At 64.2% G+C, this 18,142-nt stretch carries 14 protein-coding genes; 9 read left to right on the top strand and 5 right to left on the bottom strand.

The genetic code is table 11. The features are described 5' to 3' along the window. The first annotated feature begins 179 nt into the window (after positions 1–179). From J4D52_RS29350 to J4D52_RS29320, 7 genes are all read left to right on the top strand, one after another. Entirely contained in the window at positions 180–1,064 is an 885-nt protein-coding gene (locus J4D52_RS29350) for an ABC transporter permease (protein ID WP_063430851.1), read from the top strand. A 1-nt stretch (position 1,065) separates the two neighbouring features. Continuing rightward, positions 1,066–1,869: an ABC transporter ATP-binding protein gene (locus J4D52_RS29345; protein WP_063430849.1), complete on the top strand. Its 804-nt coding sequence runs from the start codon at positions 1,066–1,068 to the stop codon at positions 1,867–1,869. Then, a complete protein-coding gene (locus J4D52_RS29340; RefSeq protein WP_102678161.1) occupies positions 1,862–2,875 on the top strand; it encodes an ABC transporter substrate-binding protein in 1,014 nt (337 codons plus the stop codon). Before J4D52_RS29345 ends, J4D52_RS29340 begins: the two co-directional genes overlap by 8 nt. Positions 2,876–3,006: 131 nt before the next feature. Next, positions 3,007–3,591: a TetR/AcrR family transcriptional regulator gene (locus tag J4D52_RS29335; RefSeq protein ID WP_102678160.1), complete on the top strand. Its 585-nt coding sequence runs from the start codon at positions 3,007–3,009 to the stop codon at positions 3,589–3,591. A gap of 142 nt (positions 3,592–3,733) precedes the next feature. After that, positions 3,734–4,771, top strand: a complete 1,038-nt coding sequence (locus J4D52_RS29330) for an NADP-dependent oxidoreductase (protein ID WP_102678159.1) — start codon at positions 3,734–3,736, stop codon at positions 4,769–4,771. 97 nt (positions 4,772–4,868) lie between these two features. Next, the gene (locus tag J4D52_RS29325) at positions 4,869–5,183 is read left to right on the top strand and encodes a putative quinol monooxygenase (protein WP_063430939.1); all 315 of its coding nucleotides are present in this window, start codon (positions 4,869–4,871) and stop codon (positions 5,181–5,183) included. A gap of 37 nt (positions 5,184–5,220) precedes the next feature. Continuing rightward, positions 5,221–6,096 carry an NAD(P)-dependent oxidoreductase gene (locus tag J4D52_RS29320; protein WP_102678158.1) on the top strand — a complete coding sequence of 292 codons (876 nt, stop codon included), beginning with the start codon at positions 5,221–5,223 and terminating at the stop codon, positions 6,094–6,096. A 39-nt stretch (positions 6,097–6,135) separates the two neighbouring features. Here the strand turns inward: J4D52_RS29320 and J4D52_RS29315 are convergent, their stop codons facing one another. Continuing rightward, on the bottom strand, positions 6,136–8,754 hold the full coding sequence (locus tag J4D52_RS29315) for a hypothetical protein (RefSeq protein ID WP_063430839.1): 2,619 nt from the start codon (positions 8,752–8,754) through the stop codon (positions 6,136–6,138). A 344-nt stretch (positions 8,755–9,098) separates the two neighbouring features. Here J4D52_RS29315 and J4D52_RS29310 point away from each other — a divergent pair, with 344 nt between their 5' ends. Together J4D52_RS29310 and J4D52_RS29305 are read left to right on the top strand one after the other, a co-directional pair. Continuing rightward, positions 9,099–11,606 (top strand): hypothetical protein, encoded by a 2,508-nt coding sequence (locus J4D52_RS29310; RefSeq protein WP_063430837.1) that lies wholly within the window; start codon positions 9,099–9,101, stop codon positions 11,604–11,606. A 10-nt stretch (positions 11,607–11,616) separates the two neighbouring features. After that, a complete protein-coding gene (locus J4D52_RS29305) occupies positions 11,617–13,572 on the top strand; it encodes a GMC family oxidoreductase (protein ID WP_063430835.1) in 1,956 nt (651 codons plus the stop codon). A gap of 48 nt (positions 13,573–13,620) precedes the next feature. Here J4D52_RS29305 and J4D52_RS29300 read toward each other — a convergent pair whose 3' ends face one another. The 4 genes from J4D52_RS29300 to J4D52_RS29285 all read right to left on the bottom strand — a co-directional run. Then, positions 13,621–14,859: a phospholipase D-like domain-containing protein gene (locus tag J4D52_RS29300; protein ID WP_063430833.1), complete on the bottom strand. Its 1,239-nt coding sequence runs from the start codon at positions 14,857–14,859 to the stop codon at positions 13,621–13,623. Between the two features lie 52 nt (positions 14,860–14,911). Next, positions 14,912–15,559, bottom strand: coding sequence for a MotA/TolQ/ExbB proton channel family protein (locus tag J4D52_RS29295; RefSeq protein ID WP_025808875.1), 648 nt, complete (start codon positions 15,557–15,559; stop codon positions 14,912–14,914). Between the two features lie 39 nt (positions 15,560–15,598). After that, complete coding sequence (locus tag J4D52_RS29290) at positions 15,599–17,878, bottom strand: TonB-dependent receptor (RefSeq protein WP_102678157.1); 2,280 nt, start codon at positions 17,876–17,878, stop codon at positions 15,599–15,601. 24 nt (positions 17,879–17,902) lie between these two features. Next, the coding region (locus J4D52_RS29285; RefSeq protein WP_207272210.1) for an energy transducer TonB at positions 17,903–18,142 on the bottom strand (240 nt) is incomplete at its 5' end.

Below are 18,142 nucleotides of genomic sequence, written 5' to 3'. Positions count from 1 at the left end.
GACCCTGGCCGAGCCGTCTTAGTATGCAAATAATTTATCTGGTTCATTTTATATCTGATTTTTAATCATATTAGGTTATTCCCAAAAAGAATTTCACTGCTGTTTTTTATGCGAATAGCATAAATCCGAAGCTGAAACATGGCGCCTCCGGCCATGGGCTTGATGAGGAAGGAAGCCTGATGAGCGACAAGACTTTCGATACACCGGGCGCCAGCAGCTCGTTTTCCGTCGACAAGGCCGTCCGCTTCAACAGTGCAGGGCAGGGTGGGGCGCGCTGGATTCCGCAGTGGCTGCGCAACTGGCGCACCCCCGAGGCGCTGCTGCGCCTGATCAGCCCGATCGTGCTGCTGTTGCTGTGGGAACTGGCCTCGCGCTGGGGGCTGATTCCCCAGCGGGTGATCGCCGCGCCGTCGCAGATCGGCGGCACGCTCTGGGCCATGATCGCCTCCGGTGAACTGGGCAAGCACTTGTTGGTGTCGCTGCAACGGGCGCTGGTGGGCTTGAGCATCGGCGTCAGCATCGGGGTGGTCGCGGCGCTGATCAGCGGCCTGTCGAAACGCGGCGAGGTGGTGCTGGATTCGCCGATGCAGATGCTGCGCACCATTCCCTCCCTGGCCCTGGTGCCGCTGTTCATTCTCTGGTTCGGTATCGGCGAGTTCACCAAGATCGCCCTGATCGTCACCGGCACCACCTTCCCGGTGTACCTGAACCTGTTCGCCGGCATCCGCAATATAGACCCCAAGCTGATCGAGGCCGCCAACACCCTGGGCCTGAACCGGCGCGAGCTGATCTGGCACGTGATCCTGCCGGGTGCCTTGCCCTCGTTTTTCGTCGGCCTGCGTTATTCCCTGGGGATCTCCTGGCTGGCCCTGGTGTTCGTCGAACAGATCAACACCACCGCCGGCATCGGCTACCTGGCCAGTGACGCGCGGGACTTCATGCGCACCGACGTGATCGTCATCTGCCTGCTGATCTACAGCGTCCTCGGCCTGCTGATCGACGGCCTGATCCGCACCCTGGAACGTTTTGCCCTGGCCTGGCGCCCAACTTTCGTGAGGAATTGATATGTCGAGCATCGATCTTGTGGACGCGACCAAAGCCGCCCATCCGGTACAACTGCGCAATGTGGTGCGCCAGTTCGGCGAGCAGCGGGTCATCGACGGCCTGGACCTGGACATCGCCCCGGGGGAATTCGTCGCGCTACTGGGCGCCAGCGGTTCGGGCAAGACCACCTTGCTGCGCAGCCTGGCCGGGCTCGACAGCATCGACAGCGGCCAGCTGCGGGTGCCCAAGGCGCGCGCCGCGGTGTTCCAGGAGCCGCGCCTGATGCCCTGGAAGCGCGCCTGGAAGAACGTGATCCTCGGCCTGCGCATCCCCAACGCCCGCGCCCGCGCGGTGCAGGCCCTGACCGAAGTCGGACTGGCCCATCGGCTGGAAGCCTACCCGGCGACGCTTTCCGGCGGCGAAGCCCAGCGCGTGGCCCTGGCCCGCGGCCTGGTGCGCGAGCCCAAGCTGCTGTTGCTCGACGAACCCTTCGCCGCGCTGGATGCGCTGACCCGGATCCGCATGCACCGGCTGATCATCGACCTCTGGCGCAAACACACGCCGGCGGTGCTGCTGGTGACCCACGACGTGGACGAAGCCATCCTCCTGGCCGATCGGGTGATAGTGCTGGCCAACGGCAAGATCGCCGAGCAACTGAACATCGACCTGCCGCGCGCGCGGGACACCGGCCAGGAGGGTTTCCAGGAAATCCGCGCGCGCTTGCTGAGCCTGTTGGGGGTGGAAGCGGTGGAGCCCGCGCCGCAAGCAACCAGTGCGGCAAGCCAGTCTTCCAACAACAGCATCCGGCGGTTTGCCCATGGCTGAACTTTTGAAAAACCAAGGTTCAGGCTTGTGGAAGATCACCACCCTGGTGTTGTCGGGCGCCATGTTATTGCTTGGCGGTTGCGGTGAAAGCAGCAAGACAGAATCCACCTCGACGAAACACTCCGACCTGTCCGGCGTGACCCTGATCCTCGGTGACCAGGCCAAGGGCCTGCGCACCGTGGTGGAGGCGGCGAACACCCTGGAGGGTATCGAGTACAAGGTGCAGTGGGCGAACTTCCAGGGCGCCGCGCCGCTGTTCGAAGCCCTGCGCGCCGGAGCCGTCGACCTGGCGCCGGCCGGCGATACCCCGGTGCTGGCAGCGGCCACCGGTGGCGCGCCGTTGCGCATCGTCGCCGTGCGCCGCGGCCAGGCGCGCGGCATCGCGATCCTGGTGCCGGCGGATTCGCCGATCCGCAGCGTTGCCGACCTCAAGGGGCGCAATGTGGTGGTGTCGTCGGCCCGCGGCAGCATTGCCCAGTACCTGCTGATTCGTGCCCTGGCCAACGCCGGGGTCGACGAGAAGGACGTCAAGGTCGGTTTCGTGCTGCCGACCGACGCCTTGCCGGCCTTCAATGCCGGGCAAATCGAGGCCTGGGCCACCTTCGGCGTGTATCAGGCTTTCGCCGAGCAGCAGGGCGCCCGGGTGCTGATCAGCGGCGAGGGCATCAACACCGGACTGAACTTCATCACCGCCTCGGACGAAGTGCTCAGCGACCCACTGAAGCGCCAGGCCCTGAGCGATGTCCTGCAACGTTTCGCCAAGGCCCTGGAGTGGGGCCAGCAGAACCCGGACGAATACGCGCGAGTCTTCGCCAGGGTCAACGACATCCCGCTGGCGGTGTCGCAGACCCTGCGCCGCTGGGGCGACGAGTCGCTGTTGCCGGTGCAGGCCCAGGATGTTCAGGCCTTGCAGGAAGTCGACGACCTGTTCGTGGCCAAGAAGATCTTTCCCCATCGGGTCGATGTCCGGACGCTGACCGACACAGGAGTGTTTGCCACGCCTTAGGTGGCAGTCGGCAGAAAGGAGGGCAGGGCACAGCGTCACGCCAATAACGGATTTGCGGCGTGGCGCGCTTATAATCGCGGGCCGCTTAAACCTTCTAGACGACTGGTCTAATCAGGGATATCCTCCGCGTCATGAAACCCACCTACGACGACACCCGCCAACACTTGCTCGATACCGGCCACCGGATGATGGCCGGCAAGGGCTTCACCTGTGTCGGCCTCAACGAGATCCTGCAGACGGCCGGCGTGCCCAAGGGCTCGTTCTATCACTACTTCAAATCCAAGGAACAGTACGGCCAGACCTTGCTGGAGGATTACTTCCGCCACTACCTGGCGAGCATGGACCAAGGTTTCTCCACCCCTGGCCAGAGTGCCCGCGAGCGCTTGATGAGCTATTGGCAGGGCTGGCTGGACAACTACTGTGTGCCTGGCGACGAGCAGAAATGCCTGGTGGTCAAGCTGAGCGCGGAAGTGGCGGACCTGTCCGAGATGATGCGCATCACCTTGCGCGACGGCGCCGAGCAGATCATCGACCGCCTGGCTGCCTGCATCGAGCAGGGCCACCTCGACGGATCACTGCCGGCCAGCGCCGCCCGCCAGACCGCCACCGGCCTGTATCAGCTGTGGCTGGGGGCGAGCCTGATGTGCAAGCTGCACCGTGATGTCCGGCCCCTGGAAGACGCCATGGTCACTACCCGGGCGATGCTGGAAAGCTGAATCAAACCGATCCTTTGATACCCGCTGCTAACCAGCGGGTATTTTTGGCCTGGTAACTAGACGACTGGTCTAATAAATGCCGAACCTGGCGACCCGTCGAACGCTTCTTGAAACGCGTCTCTGCCTGTGAAGGAGTTTGAATATGTCTCAGTCGAACCAGATCAATCGCAGTATCGTCCTCGCCTCGCGCCCCCATGGCGCCCCGAGCGAAGCCAACTTCCGCCTCGAATACCAGCCGGTTCCCCGACCCGGCGCCGGGCAGGTGCTGCTGCGCAGCGTCTACCTGTCCCTCGACCCCTACATGCGTGGCCGCATGAGCGACGCACCTTCCTACGCGCCACCCGTGGGCCTGGGTGAGGTGATGGTCGGCGCCACCGTGAGCCGGGTAGAAGTTTCCAAACATCCGGATTACGCCGTCGGCGACTGGGTGCTGGCCTACAGCGGCTGGCAGGACTATGGGCTGTCCGACGGCACGGGCCTGACCCGGCTGGGCGCGGCGCCGGAGCATCCTTCCTATGCCCTGGGTGTGCTGGGCATGCCCGGGTTCACCGCCTACATGGGGCTGCTGGATATCGGTCGGCCCCAGGCCGGGGAAACCCTGGTGGTGGCCGCCGCGACCGGCCCGGTGGGCGCGACTGTGGGCCAGATCGGCAAGCTCAAGGGCTGCCATGTGGTGGGCGTGGCCGGCGGCGCGGAGAAATGCCGCTACGCGGTCGAGGTGCTGGGCTTCGACAGCTGCGTCGATCACCAGGCCGCGGACTTCGCCGAGCAACTGGCCAAGGCCTGCCCCAAGGGCATCGATATCTATTACGAGAACGTCGGCGGCAAGGTCTTCGATGCGGTGCTGCCGCTGCTCAATACCTCGGCGCGGGTGCCGGTGTGCGGGGTGATCGCCCATTACAACGACACCGATTTGCCAGAGGGCAAGGACCGTCTTTCGCTGCTGATGAGCTTGGTGCTGCGCAAGCGCATCAAGATCCAGGGCTTCATCATTTTCGACGACTACGGTTCGCGCTACGACGAGTTCTACCGCGACATGTCGCAATGGTTCGCCGAAGGGCGCATCAAATACCGCGAGGAAGTGGTGGATGAACTGGAAAGCGCGCCCCAGGCCCTGATCGGCCTGCTGCAGGGGAAAAACTTCGGCAAGCTGGTGATTCGCGTCGGCGCCGACGACTGAGCCCCATGGCCAGTCGTCCATGGATGGCTGGCCTGCCTCCTTTGCCGAGCCCGGATTGCAAACCTGGGCAAGCACCATCAATGAACAGGAAACCAGCATGAGTGATGAAATCAGAGTCGTGGCCATCCTCCAGGCCAAGCCGGGCCAGGGCACCGAACTGGAGCGCGTGCTGCGGGCCGGCGTCGCGCCGTCCCGGGCGGAAGCGGGGTGCCTGAGTTACGAGCTGCACCGCGACATCGATCAGGAAGGACGTTTTGTATTCGTCGAAACCTGGGCCGACCGGGCGGCGATAGAAACCCACCGGCAGATGCCGCATTACAAGACCATGATCAACGCGGCGCTCGAGCATGTGCTGGAACGCCAGGTCTGCCTGCTTTCCGCGATTGCCGTGGACAGCCAGCCGGCCCTCTGAGCCAGCGAGCCCTATTGACGAAATAAGGAGTGCGAAGATGAACATCGGTTTTCTCGGGCTGGGCGGCATGGGCGCCGCCATGGCCAGCAACCTGCTCAAGGCCGGTTACCAGGTGAGTGTCTGGAACCGTTCGGCCGACAGCCTCAAGCCACTGCTGGAACAGGGCGCGATCGCGGCGCAGGACCCGATCGATGCGCTGCGCAACGACGTGGTGATCAGCATGCTCGCCGATGACGCCGCCACCCGTTCGGTGCTGCTGGACAGCGGCGCTCTGGCCTCGGCCAAACCCGGGCTGATCCATATCGGCATGGCCACCTTGTCGGTCGGCTTGATCAGCGAACTGGTGGCGCTGCATCGCGAGCGGGGGGTGACCTACATCGCCGCGCCGGTATTCGGCCGCACCGATGTGGCCCGGGCCGGCAACCTGAACATCCTCGCCGCCGGGCCCGCCGAGGCGATTGCCCAGGTCCAGCCGCTGCTGGATGCCATGGGCCAGAAGACCTGGCTGCTGGGCGAAGACCCATTGAGCGCCGCGGTGGTGAAGATCGCCGGCAACTTCATGATCGCCAGCGCCATCGAAACCATGGGCGAAAGCGCCGCCCTGGTGAAAAGCCATGGCGTGGAGCCGAGCCAGTTCATCGAGATCATGACCAGCACCCTGTTCAACGCCCCGGTGTACCGCAACTATGGCCCGCAGATCGCCGAGCAGCGGTTTTCCCCGGCGGCCTTCCGTTTGGTCCTGGGCCTGAAAGACGTCGGCCTGGCGCTGGAAGCCGGTCAAAACCGCCATGTGCCGCTGCCGTTTGCCAGCGTGCTGCGCGATTCCTTGCTGGAGGCGGTCGCCCGGGGCGATGGCGAGCTGGACTGGACGGCACTGGCGCGGATACCGCTGCGGCGCTCCGGGCAGGACTGACGCCTGATCTCACGCCGCGACTCACGCCCGCGCCCAGGTCTACAGGTAGCTCCACAACGCCTGGGAAACCGGGGTCGGCTGGCCGCTGCCGAACAGCGTCTGGCCGATCTGCAGGCCCAGTTGCCGGTAGCTTTCGAACTGCGCTTCGTCGAAGAACTGGTTGGCGGTGCTTTCGTTGGGGAAGGTCGGGTGGGCGTTGGCGTAATTGAGCACGTCCACCGGCACCCCGGCGATCAGGCGTGGCTTGAGCAACAGGATCCGCGCGGTGCGCTGGCCCTGGCGATCGAGCACGTTGAACAGCATCGCGCAGCGCAGGCTGTCGTCGGGGCCCGGGTGGCTGAAGTTGCGGGTATGGCCGAAGTAGGGCGCCAGTAATGGCACCCTATGCACGTCCAGGTCTTCCACGATCTCCAGGGCCTGGTCGATCCGCGCCAGGCGGATCAGGTTGGCCAGGTCGTCGAACTGGTAGGTCGGATCGGCTCCGCAATCGCACAAGACAATCAGCTCGATCTTGCGCCCCTCGCGGATCAGCTCGTAGGTGGCGGTGTTCTCGAAATGGCCGCCGTCGGACAGGTACTGATAGTTGCGATTCAGGCCGTGGAAACTCGCACTCAACTCATAGAACAGGTAAGTCTGTGTCGGAAACACCGTGCCCCATAACTTGTCCCGCGAACGCCGGGGCCTGTCGGACTTTTTGTCGCCTTCAAGAAAATTGCTCGGCCACCAGGTTCCCAGGCGCAGGTTGGTCAGGCCGAACGACAGCGAAGTACCCAATGTCGTGGCCCGGCCAAGGCCGGTGGAGATCGCCGCGCCGGAGGTCGCTGCCCAATCGGCCAGCCCTCGTGGCTGGTAGATCTCGCTGAACCGTTTGTTCTTGATCGAGCGTTTGCGCGGTTCGCCGTCGAGGATGTAGCTGACGCTGTCGGGTGCCTCCGCGCCATTGGGGGCCAGGCACAACGGCTTGCCCTTGCGGTCGCGTTGCACCAGCTGCTCGGCCGGGTCGACGGTGAGGTTCAGGGTGACGTTGATCAGGTGCACCGGCGCGCAGGTGGTGACGCCGTAGTAGTGCTCGATCGGCACATCGTCGCCGGGCAGGGCTTCAGCGACGCTCAGGTGCTGCTTGCGGATCTTGGGCGTGCTGCCGGCGAAGCGCAGGCCGTTGGAGGCGCCCAGATACGCCCGGGTCAGCCGGCTGCGATAGAAGGATTGCAACGAGGACAGGTTGAGAAAGCCAATGAAGTTCCCCGCCCCCAGGCTCAGGATCAACGCCAGCCCAGCCAGGCCGCACAGGCGCGCCACGGTGTCGGCATCCAGCCCCTGATAGCGCACGAACTGCACCAGCAGCCCCCAGAGCAGGGCCACCAGCAGAAAGATAGCGATGCCCGCGACACCGGCGATCAGGCTCAGGGGTAGGCGGCTCACCCAGCCGGGCAGGGCCTTGTCGTCGAGCAGGAGGGAGAGGGCGCGGATTGCGCCGATCAACAGCGGCAGGGCGACGGTGGGCGACATCAGTTGCGCGCGTTGCTCGCTGGTGTAGATCCACTGGGCCAGCCAGGGTACGAGGGCGAAGAAGCCCAGCACCAGGGTGAAGATCAGGACCTGGGCCAGGTAGCGGGTAACCAGCACCCGGTAGGTGCGCACGCAGTTGTTACGCGCCAGGGCGTCGTCCTTGTCGCGCTTGAAACGCAGGCGCAGGGCCACGCCGATGCAGGCCAGCACCCCGAGCCAGCTGACCACCCCGCAGACGATCAGCAGTGTGCGCAGTTCAACGTCCAGCCCCCTGGGTGTAAAGGCCAGGGCGATGAACAGGGCCCCGGCCGCGCTGTACAGCAGCGTCGCCCAGTTGAGCAGGCGCACCGCGTCGTCCTGGTTCTTGCGGAAATACACCATCCAGAACGCCAGCATCAGCGGTATCACCCCGAACACTGTCGCCCCTCCCGGCAGCCACCAGAGCGAACCGCATAAGGGGTTGATCAGGCCCATGGGCAGCAGGGCAGTGATCGGTGAACACAGGTCGCTACCGGCGATGCTCACTTGCAGCAACGTGGCCAGGGCCAGGGTGCACAACAGCGGCATGCCGATCACGACATGCAGCGCCAGCAGGTTGCGTAGCGACAGGCCCAGGACATAGAACAGGTCGCCCGAACCGCCCGGGGTCAGGTAGCGGCCGTTCTCCCGCAGCCAGGCCAGCGGCGCTTCGCCCACCGGGGCCTTGGCGTAGTTGATATGGGTGTGGATGCGCCCCGGGGGCTCGAAGTCGAGCACTTCATAGGCATCTTCCGCGGCCTGCACTTCGGGACTGGCCACCACCTGGGCGTTTTCCCGCCCACGCAGGCGCCCGGGCAGGAACAGGCTGCCGAAAAACGAACCCAGGTAACCGCCACCGCTGACGGTGGACAGGTAGTCGAACTGCGCCAGCAGGCGCTTGCCGATGCCCGGTTCTTCGCCCACGGCATCCGGCGCCCTGGCCCGGGCCATGGCTTGCAACACGCCGAGGCAGAAGGTGGCGCTGCGAATGCCGCCACCGGACAGGGCGACGGCCCAGTGGCCGGCGTTTTTGCGCGCGAGCCCCAGCAGATCCCTGCGTTGGTCGATACGGCTGTGTTCGGCGTGAAACTGAGCATCCTGAGCCGAAGAAGCGGGCTTGTTCCTGTCCATGTGCAGCCCTCGCGAAAGGGAGGGGGATCCGTCCCTCACGAGTAAGTTAAAGCAGGAAAACAGCAGGTTGCCAGCAGGGTTTCCGACAGCCGGAACGGTGAGACTGAAGCCCGATAGCCAATCGAAATTACCCCTGGCTTTTCATCGCCAAATGGACGTATTGACCCGCTCGCCATGGCCTAGTATGGCGGCTGTAGGGCGTTGTAAGGCGACTGGCGTACCGAGGTTAACCGGCCCGGCGCGCAGGCAGTCGGTTGTTCGGCCATCAGAAAAAGAACCGGTCGCGACACAGGTGTCCCCCAAGGACAGAGGGACCGGTCCGCAGCACGTGCAAGGAGCAGCGCATGACACCCGTGAAGCTGATGTTGAGCATTTTCCTTCCTTTGGTGCTGTTACAGGGCTGTAGCAGCGACACGAAAAAACCCTGCGGCGACAAACCCGGCGAGCGACTCGACGAAGCCAAGTGCGTCGGCCGCGATGCCAACAGCCTCAGAGGCGCCGACGAGGACTACTACGCCGACATGGACTACGGCGTGTCCAAGCAACCGCAGTTGCTGGTCGAGCGACTGTCGCCCTTCATCCCCGGCATTACCGAACAGCAGGCGCTCCAGGCCTTCGCCCGCGGGCGCAACAACTGGATCGTCTGGACCGCGGGCAACGATGCACTGTGGGACAAACTTTCGCGCGACAGCGTCGGCAACCTCGACCTGCTCAAGACCATCTCCAACCACCCGAGCCTGAAATACAACCGCGATAAACGCTGGCAAGTGCTGGGGGTGGTCAACGAACCCTGCTACGTCAAGGGCGAGGGGCCCCGCGATGATCGCTACGGCCTGTGGCTGGACAAGCGCGACCCATCCTGCGCCGCCGACCCCTTCGAGAACGAAACCAAGTACCCCGGCGTGAAGATCGGCGCCCGCGGCAAGAACCTGCCGGTGGGTTCCTATTACGGCTACGGCACCGGGATCGTCGGCCTGCGGCTGTTCCCCAACCCGGAGTTCGACGAGCACGCGCAGAAGAAGTGGGACGCCAAGCGCTATTACGAAGACCCCGCCTATTACAACGACAGCAAGCTGGTGAAACCTTACCGCGTCGGCATGTCCTGCGGCTTCTGCCATGTCGGGCCGAACCCGACCAACCCGCCGGCCAACCCTGAACATCCGGCCTGGTCCAACCTCAACTCCAACCCCGGCGCGCAGTACTTCTGGGTCGACCGGATCTTCATGTGGAACCAGGACCCGAGCAGCTTCCCGTACCAGCTGTTCCACACCTCGAAACCGGGGGCGCTGGACACCTCGTTCGTCTCCACCGACTACATCAACAACCCGCGGACCATGAACGCGGTCTACAACCTCAAGGCGCGCATCGAGCTGGCCTCGAACCTGGGCAAGGAAAAACTCGCCGGTGGCGGGCTGAACAACCGCCAGTTCAACGAGGTGCCCGGCGTGCCGCCGGACAGCCCGCTGGCGCAGTTCTACAAGAAGCCTGACACCGTATTCACCCCGCGGGTGCTCAAGGACGGTGCCGATTCGGTGGGCGCGCTCGGGGCATTGAACCGGGTGTTCATCAATATCGGCCTGTACAGCGAGGAGTGGACCACCCACTTCCGGCCGCTGATCGGCGGCAAGCCGATCACCCCGTTCCGTATCGACGTGGCGCGCAAGAACTCCTCCTACTGGAACGCCAACGAGGCACAGACCCCGGACCTGGCGCTGTTCTTCCTGGCCTCGGCGACCCCGGACTACCTGAAGAACGCCCCCGGTGGCGCGGCGCACCTGAGCGAGCCGGCGGCAGTGCTGGAGCGCGGCAAGGAAGTCTTCGCCGACACCTGCGCCCGTTGCCACTCCAGCAAACTGCCGGAAAAGGCCTGGACCTTCTTTCCCGACCATGGCTGCGTGAACGACGGTTACCTCAAGTGCTGGAACAATTACTGGACCTGGAGCAAGACACCGGAGTTCAAGACCGCGATGCGGGCCATCGTCAAGGATGAGAAGTTCCTCACCGACAACTTCCTCTCCACCGAACTGCGGGTGCCGGTGACCCTGACGGAAACCAACGCCTGCAGCCCGCTGGCGACCAACGCCTTGGGCGGCAATATCTGGGACAACTTCTCGTCGGAGTCGTACAAGCAGTTGCCGGCGGTAGGCTCGGTGCTGGTGCAGAACCCCTACAGCGGCGAACCCTGGGAATACGCGATGCCGGCCGGCGGACGTGGTTATACGCGGCCAGCCTCGCTGGTCAGTGTGTGGTCCACCGCGCCGCTGCTGCTGAACAACCGTTTGGGTCAGTTCCACTGGAAGGGTGGGGTGGAGGACCGCATGGCGTCCTTCGACAACGCGATCGGGATGCTGCTGTGGCCGGAAAACCGCACAGGCGACTTCCAGGTCATGACCCGCTCCGGCAAGACCCACATGGGCACCGTCGACGTCACCAGTGAAACCAGCTACCTACGAGTCAGCAGTGGCTACCTGCCGACCTTCCTGCAAAACCTCGAAGGCCTGCTCAGCCGCTTGCTGCCGTGGCTGTTCGGCGAGGACGGCATCCAGCTCGGGCCGATCCCGCAAGGTACGCCGGTGAGCCTGCTGTCCAACATCGACCTGGAGAAACGCGACCAGGTGCTGGACCTGCTGCTGAAGATCAAGCACGACCTCAAGCAACTGCCGCCAGGTGCCTCCGACGAGGAAGCGCGCAAGGTCTTCGCCGGCCTGGTCAAGCCGCTGCTGCAGGTGAGCAAGTGCCCGGACTTCGTGGTGGACAAGGGGCATTACTTCGGCACCAGTTTCCTCAAGGAGGAAGCGCCCCTGAGTGATGCAGACAAACGGGCATTGATCGCCCTGCTGAAAACTTTCTAGGTGGCCAGCGATGAACAACGAAACGGATTACGAGTACATCGTGGTCGGGTCCGGGGCAGGGGGCGGCACAGTCGCCGCCCGCCTGGCCGAACAGGGACGCAAAGTATTGGTGCTGGAGTCGGGTAGCGACCCGGTGGCCACGGGCAATGCCCCGCGGCTGCCGGAGGAGTACCAGGTGCCGGCGTTCCACCCGCGCTCCACCGAGAACGATGCAATGCGCTGGGACTTCTTCGTGCGCCACTACAGCGACGACGCCCGCCAGCTGCAGGACCCCAAGTTCACCCGGACCTTCCAGGGCGAGAATGTCGACGGGGTGCTGTACCCGCGGGCCAGCTGCCTGGGCGGCTGCACCGCGCACAACGCGATGATCACCGTCTACCCGCACAATCAGGACTGGGACCATATCGCGCAGATCACCGGCGATCCGTCGTGGAAAGCCAGTGCCATGCGCGAGCACTTCCAGAACCTGGAGAACTGCCATCACCGGCCGCTCCAGCGGTTTCTCTCCTGGTTCGGCATCAACCCGTCGCGGCATGGCTTCAAGGGCTGGCTGCACGTGGAGAAGGCGATTCCGGAGGCGGCGTTCGACGACCAGTCGCTGGTGCGTTCGATCGTCGACGCCGCCGAGCAGGCGTTCAAGACCCTGGGCGAAACCCTCAAGCGCATCGGCTGGCAGTTGCAGGGCGTGGGCGACCCCAACGACTGGCGGCTGGTACGCGAGGAAGCCATCGGCCTGCGCTATCCGCCGCTGGCCACCCGGCACCACCATCGCAACGGCACCCGCGAACGCCTGCTGGATGTGCAAAAGCGCCACCCGGACAACCTGCACATCGAGCTGGATGCGCTGGTGACCCGGGTGTTGCTCGATGACCAGCAGCGCGCCTATGGCGTGGAGTACATCAAGGGCGCGCGCCTGTATCGGGCCTGCACCTTGCCGCGCAATGCCTCCGGTGAACTGCGCCAGGTGCACGCCAGCCGCGAAGTGATACTCGCCGGCGGCGCCTTCAACACCCCGCAGCTGCTGATGCTCTCAGGGATAGGCCCGCGCGACACTCTGGAGGCCATGGATATCCAGGTGCGGGTCGAGTTGCCGGGCGTGGGACGCAACCTGCAGGACCGCTACGAGGTCGGGGTGGTCAACCGGATGAACTTCGAGAATTGGGAAGTGCTCAAGGGCGCGCGCTACGCCAAGGGCGATCCACAGTACGAGGAGTGGGCCAAGGGCAAGGTCGGGGTCTACAGCACCAACGGCGCGGTCCTGGCGATCATCAAGAAATCCCTGAAGCAACGGCCGCTGCCGGACCTGTTCTGCTTCTCCCTGCTGGCGCTGTTTCGCGGTTATTTCCCCGGCTACTCGAAGCTGATCGTCGAGCACTTGAACTACCTGACCTGGGCAATACTCAAGGCCCATACCAACAACAACGCCGGCTACGTCACCCTGCGCTCAAAGGACCCGGCCGACACCCCGCTGATCAACTTCCATTACTTCGAGGAGGGCAACGACACCCATGGCGAAGACCTGCAGTCGGTGGTGGAGGGCATCAAGTTCGTGCGCAACCTGGCCCAGCCGCTGAAAGACGCCGGGCTGATCGCCAGCGAAGAATTGCCCGGCGATGAAGTGCAGACCGACGAGCAGCTCAAGACCTTCGTCATGAACCAGGCCTGGGGCCACCACGCCTCCTGCACCTGCCCGATCGGCGCCGACGACGACCCGATGGCCGTACTCGACAGCGCCTTCCGCGTGCGCGGCGTGGGCAACCTGCGGGTGGTCGACGCATCGATCTTCCCGAAAATCCCCGGGTTCTTCATCGTCACCTCGATCTATGTCGCGGCGGAGAAGGCGGCGCAGGTGATCCTGCAGGATGCTGTCGCGGTACGGGCGCAGGCGGTGCGGGGGGCAGGGCAGGCTACGGCCAGTGCGGACAGAGCGACCACGGTGGAGGCGATGGTTGCGTCAAAACGCTGAACCATGGGCAAAGGCCGAGCCGTCGAGAGGCTCGGCCTTTTTTTGCCTTCACGGCGTGCCCGGATGCGGATCCGGATACTCAGCCATCAGCTCAAGCGGCTTGGCATAAGGCCCATCCCACAATTGCGCGTGCAGTTCGCCGATGCGCTTGGCCATCGCGTTGTCATGCATCACCACTTCCAGGTTGCGCGAATTGTCCAGGTAGCCGCCGAGCCAGTTGCTGGTGCCGACCCAGGCCACCTGCCCATCGATGTCCATGGTCTTGCTGTGAATCACCCGCGCATAGGGAATGAACCCTTGGGACGCCTGGGGCAGGGTGACGATCCTGACCTGGACATTGGGCAGCACCGCCAGGCTTTTCAGGTAGGGCAGTTCCAGTTTGTCGGTGTTCCAGTTGGACACCAGCAACTTGATCGACACACCCCGCGCCGCGGCTGCCCGCACGGCATTGTCGATCACCGCGTAATAGGGCCGGGTCCGCTCAGGTCCGTAGGACAGCGGCGCATAGTCCAGCAGCTGCACCCGTACTTCGTGCTTCGCTTCAGCCAACAGCCGCGGCAACTCCAGTTGCGAATCGCCCACGCCGGGCGGGTTGTAGCGTTGCGGGCTGGCCACCAGGTAGTTGCCGCTGCGTGCCGGCTGCTGGCCGGCGGCGGGCAGGGGTACCGGCTGGTTTGCCGCCAGGGCCGCCTGGGCCTGCCAGTCCTGTTCGAAGATCGCCTGCACCTGGGCCACGGTGGCTTCATCGCTGATGCGCAACCCGGTTTCGTGGATGTGCTCCAGCGAGCGCCAGTCGAAGTTCTGGCTGCCGACGAACGCCTGTTTGCCGTCCACCACCATGTACTTGGCATGGATGATCCCGCCGCTCACCCGGGCATAGGGCAGCACCCGGAAGCTCAGGTTGGGAATTGCCCGCAAGCGCTCCAGGGTCGCGGGCTCTGACAGCTTCAGGCCCTTTTCCTCGAGCAGGAAGCGGATCTTCACGCCGCGTTTGCCGGCCGCCTCAAGGTGTTCGATCACCTTGCCCAGCACCGACCCGGGATGGTCCGCCGCATAAAACTGGCCGATATCGATCTGGCTTTTCGCCCCATCGAACAGCTCGATCCATACGGGGCCGGGTTGCCGCAAATCCGCCGTGCCAAGCGCGGTGTCCACCGGCACCGTATGCACCAGCTCGAACCCCGGAATGACAAAGTCCGCCTGGACCAGCGGACTGATGAGCAAGCCAGCCAGGCCTGCGATCCGAACGCTGAGCAGCGCTCGTGGAAACTTCATGCATACGGACATAGGCGTCCTCATATGAAAGAAAGGCGGGCGCCCCCTGCGCCCGCCCCGGGAGTCACGCGGTACGGCTGTGCAACGGGGTCGGTGCCCGATGCGGCACCTCATCCTGCACCCGGGCGCCGGTGGCCGCGCGGATCAGCAGCATCTTCAATTGATCGTTGATGCGCTCCAGGCTGTCCTGGAAAAAGTTATGGAACACCACGCAGAACAGGGCGATGGCGATGCCCAGTCCGGTGGCGAACAACGCCGTGCCGATACCGCCGGAAATCTGGCCCGGGTCGGACACACCGGCACTGGCCAGGGCCTTGAAGGTATCGATGATCCCCAGGATGGTCCCCAGCAAGCCTAGCAAAGGGGCGGCGGTGGTGATGGTTTCGATGATCCACAGGCTGCGGGCCAGCGGGGCGCGGGTCGACAGGTATTGGCTCTCGATCACATCGTCCAGGTCCTTGCGCGAGCCGTGGGCAGCCTTTTGCGCCAGGACCGGCAGGACCATGCTCAAGGGCAGGCTGTCGCGGCGGGTGGCGTCTTGCGGCAGATCCCGCTCGCTGTGCACGTGGCTGCCCAGGGCCTCCATCAACGAGCGGGCCTGGCGCCGCACATAGGCAAAGTAGAGACCGCGCTCGATGGCGATGAAGATCGCGATGGCCACCGCGGCATACATCACATAGAAGGTGATGTCGTGAAGCAGGTTCATGTCCATGATGCTTTACCTCATTCTTCGATAAATGGCGGATGACGATCAGAAATTCGCTTCCAGGGAGACGGTCACGGTGCGTTCCAGGCCCACGATGTAGGCCGGGTCGCCGTCACGAAAACCGCCGTAGGTCGCGGCGTTGGTCTTGGTGGTGTACACGCCGTCCAGGTACTTCTTGTCGAACAGGTTGTCGACGTTCAGGCGCAGGGTCGCGTCCTTGACCACTTTCTTGTCCACCGGCAGGTAGATGCCGGCACCCAGGTTGAACACGGTGCGTCCGGAAATGGCTTCGTCGTTGGTCAGGTCGCCATACAGCTTGCTGGTGTACTTGCCGCCGAAGGTGCCGTAGAAGCGCCCGTCGTCGTAGCCGATGTTGGCCGCCAGCATGTTCTTCGGCACGTTGGCGAACTGCTTGCCGCTGGTGGGCAGGACAATGGCCTTGCCTGCGTTGTAGACGGTCAGGTCGTCCTGTTGCTCGGCGCGGGTGTAGGTATAGGAGGTGTAGTAGTTGAAGTGGTGGGGCAGCAGGCCGCTCCATTCCAGTTCCAGGCCGCTGTTGTCGACGGCGCCGGCGTTGATGTCGGCGAAGTCGCCGTTGATGTCTCGGGACGAGACCTGGCGGTCCTTGAACTGCATGTAGAACAGGGTGGCGGCCAGGGTCATGTCGTCGCCGCTGTAGCGCCAGCCCAGCTCATGGTTCCAGCTGGTTTCCGGCTTGGAATCGATGGAGCCGACGCCCTGGTCGTAGAGCACGTAGTTCTGCGGGATGCGCATGTTGCGCGACAAGCTGTAGAACAGCTGGTTACGCTCGTCGAGCTGGTATTTCAGGCCGGCGTTGGGCAGCAGCTTGTTATAGGTCTGGCTGCGTTTTTCCGGCTGCTCGGTGAGGCTGCCGTGGTTGGTGCCGTCGCGCTTGACGTTCATGTAGGCGAGGCCGGCCACCAGGGTCCAGTCCGGGGCGAAATACCAGGTGTCCTGGGCCCAGACTTTCTGCGCCGGGGTAACGGTGAAGCGGTCGCGGCCCTGGACCTTGTTGCCATTGGCGTCCACCACGTTATCCGAATCCGGCCAGGTGCTTTCCGGCTTGCCGCTGCTCTTGAGCGGAATGAACGGCTGGGTCTGGCTCTGGCGCGCGCGCTCATACCAGTAGCCGAATTGCAGGCTGTGATCGCCCAGGTCCCAGTTCAGCTTGGTGGTGATGCCCGGGCGCCAGGTCTGGGTCCGCGAAGGGCGGTAGTAGACGCCGCTGGTGGAGGAACCGTCGGCGTTGTACTGGGCGGCGGTCTGCAGGTTACTGAGGTCGAACACGCCGCCCCGGTTCGAACCGCTGTTCAGCGCATAGCTGGAGGCGCCCACGCCGCTGCCATTGCCCCAGTAGTAATACGGGATGACCGACAGGGCCAGGTTGTCGGCCAGCTTGAATTGGCTGTTAAGCACCGCGGTAAAGGTCTGGAACGGGTTCTGCGCCAGGGCGTAGTAGCTGCTGACCTTACCGTTGCTGCCCAGGGCCGGCGTCGAAGGGTAGGGGTCGTACTTGCGACCGTTCTGCTGGAACTGGGTCTTGGTCAACTGGCTGTAGCTGTTGTTGTCCTGCTCGTGGTACTTGAGGATCAGGTTGGCCGTGTTGCCGCCGCCCATGTCGAAGAAGCTGTTCCATTCCACCTTGTCCGCCCGTACCGCACCGTCGCCGCGCCATTTCTCGCCTTCGGTGTGGGACAGCGAGAGCCAGTTGCTCAGGCCGTTGACTTCGCCGGTATTGAGCCGGGCGAAGGTCTTGAAGGTGCCGTTGCTGCCCGCCACCTGCTTGACGAAGGCACCGGTTTCCTTGGTCGGGCGGATGGTCACTATGCCGATGTTGCCGCCACTGGAGCCGATGTGCGGGCCATCGGCTTCGGCCGCGCCCTGGGTGACGAAGATCTGCTCGATGTTTTCCGGGTCGCCCAACAGGTTGGAGTACAGCGCGTAGTTGCCGGAGTCGTTGATCGGCATGCCGTCCACCGACATCCCCACTTGGTCGGAGTTGAGCCCGCGCATGGTGAAGCGGAAACCCGAAAGCCCGGTGGCGTCTTCGCTGGAGATGTTCAGGCCCGGGGTGTATTTGAGCTTGTCGACGGCGTTGCCGGTGGCGGTCTGTTTGTCCAGCGCCTCCTTGGTCACCGTGGAGCGCGCCTTGATGCTCTCCTCCTGGACCATGTAGCCACCGCCCGCCGTGGCCTTGCCTTGCACGCCAATGGTGCCGACGTCGCTGTCGCTGGTGTCTGCCATGGCGATTCCATGGCCCATGCTCGCGGCAACGAGTGCCAGATGAATCCGGGTGAACTTCATCACTGTCGTCCTGCTGTTGGGTGCTTACTGCACGCTGTAGTTGAAGGTGGCGGTGAAACGTTGCTCGTTGCGCCCACCGAAGGCTTGCTCGGGGAACGGCTTGACCTGCTTGATCCGGCGCAGGCTGTTGGTGGCGGCCCGGTTCAGCAGCATGCTCGAGGCCTGGGTCTGGATCCCGGAGTCGAGGACGCGGCCCTGGCGATCCACCAGCAGCCAGACCACCACCTCGCCAGTGGGGCGTTCGAGGGAGGCCTGGCGTCCGCT

This window comes from Pseudomonas sp. GW460-12-10-14-TSB1 (assembly GCF_017349775.1).
Taxonomy (GTDB): Bacteria; Pseudomonadota; Gammaproteobacteria; order Pseudomonadales; family Pseudomonadaceae; genus Aquipseudomonas; species Aquipseudomonas piscium.
The sequence above is the reverse complement of the archived record's forward strand: the minus strand, read 5'-3'. Positions and strand labels throughout refer to the sequence as shown.